This is a genomic window from Sunxiuqinia sp. A32 (assembly GCF_052690465.1).
The window spans coordinates 1-1,474 of record NZ_JBQYLI010000040.1 but is presented as its reverse complement, the minus strand read 5'-3'; the positions used below and the strand labels follow the sequence as shown (position 1 = coordinate 1,474).

Here is a 1,474-nt window from a genome sequence, read left to right as displayed (position 1 = left end):
TGTCATCTACTGAAATAGCTTGACGCGAAAAAACGTCAAGAAATGAAAAAAGGAAAAGAGCTCATGCTAACCGACAGCATGGAAGGATTTGAAGAAAAGAAAATTGATTACAATTCCTATGAGGTCAGTTTCCGTCGTTGGCTGGTAAGCCAGATTGATTCAGGTAATATGAGCAACCAGGAGGCCCGCGAACGATTTTCCCTGCCGCCGTGGGAATATAAAAAGATTATAAGGCGCTGGCAGGAAAGGTATTCTGATGAAATCCACTTAACTTTGCGATCTATGAGTTCAAAAGAAAGGACAGACCAAAAAGCGTTGGAGAAACGGATCAAGGAGCTGGAGAAACAGCTGGAGTTGGCGCAAATGAAAAACGTTGCGCTGAACACGATGATCGATATTGCCGAGACCGACTACAAACTTGAGATCAGAAAAAAGTCTGGCCCCAAACAGTAGACGTACTGGCACACATGTACCCGTTGGTATCCAAAGGGGCACTATGTGGACTGTTTGGGTTTAGCCGCCAGGCTTGGTATTACAACAAGAAGCGCCAATCAGGGCTGCAAATGCAGGAAGTTTTTATATTAAGCTTAGTAAGGGAGTTGCGCAAAGAGCACAAGCGGATGGGGGCAGAAAAGCTCCATTGTTTGATCACGCCGACACTACAGGAACATAACATCAAATATGGCAGGGATAAATTTTACTTTCTTTTACGGGAACACAGCCTGCTTGTAAAACAGCGCAGGCGTGGCCCCAAAACAACCAATTCAAACCATTTTTATCGCAAATACCCCAACCTGATCAGGGATATCGAGCTGCTCAGTCCCGGGCGCTTGTGGGTAAGCGACATTACGTATATCCGCACCGAAAAAGGGTTTGTTTACCTTTCGCTGGTTACCGATGCCTATTCGAAGAAAATAGTAGGCTGGTGCCTGTGGCCCGACCTGACCAGCGAAGGTGCTTTAAATGCCCTGCGCATGGCAGTGGCCGGCGAAGGGGTAAAACCAGGGCTTATCCACCATTCCGACCGTGGGATACAGTATTGTTGCAACGACTATGTGAACTACCTGAAAGGCTCTAAAATAAATATCTCGATGACCGAAAATGGCGATCCTTACGAGAATGCTATAGCCGAACGGATAAACGGGATCTTAAAAGATGAATATGGTTTAAACGAAACATTTGCCGATTATCATGCAGCCCTTGAAGCGACCAAAGTTGCTGTTTATAAATACAACAACAAGCGTCCGCACCGAAGTGTGAACATGATGTTCCCGGTACAGGCCCATGGGCAAAGTGGCCCATTGAAAAAGCACTGGAAAAAACGCAAATACCCGGTGTCGGAAAAAACAGGGAATAACTCAGGTAGTGTCCTTGAAAAACAGGAATAAAATCAAAAAAGAACGGCAAAAACAGAAGTTTAGGTTTAACTTGCCTTCGCTTTTAGAAACGTGAAAGACAACTTTATCATTTATCA

General features: G+C 44.9%; 2 protein-coding genes. Both read left to right on the top strand.

Annotation, left to right across the window (positions count from 1 at the left end; genetic code table 11):
- Positions 1-42 precede the first annotated feature (42 nt).
- A complete protein-coding gene (locus tag ACUNWD_RS20730) occupies positions 43-453 on the top strand; it encodes a hypothetical protein (protein ID WP_445589780.1) in 411 nt (136 codons plus the stop codon).
- A gap of 5 nt (positions 454-458) precedes the next feature.
- Complete coding sequence (locus tag ACUNWD_RS20725) at positions 459-1,388, top strand: IS3 family transposase (protein WP_445589781.1); 930 nt, start codon at positions 459-461, stop codon at positions 1,386-1,388.
- Positions 1,389-1,474 lie beyond the last annotated feature (86 nt).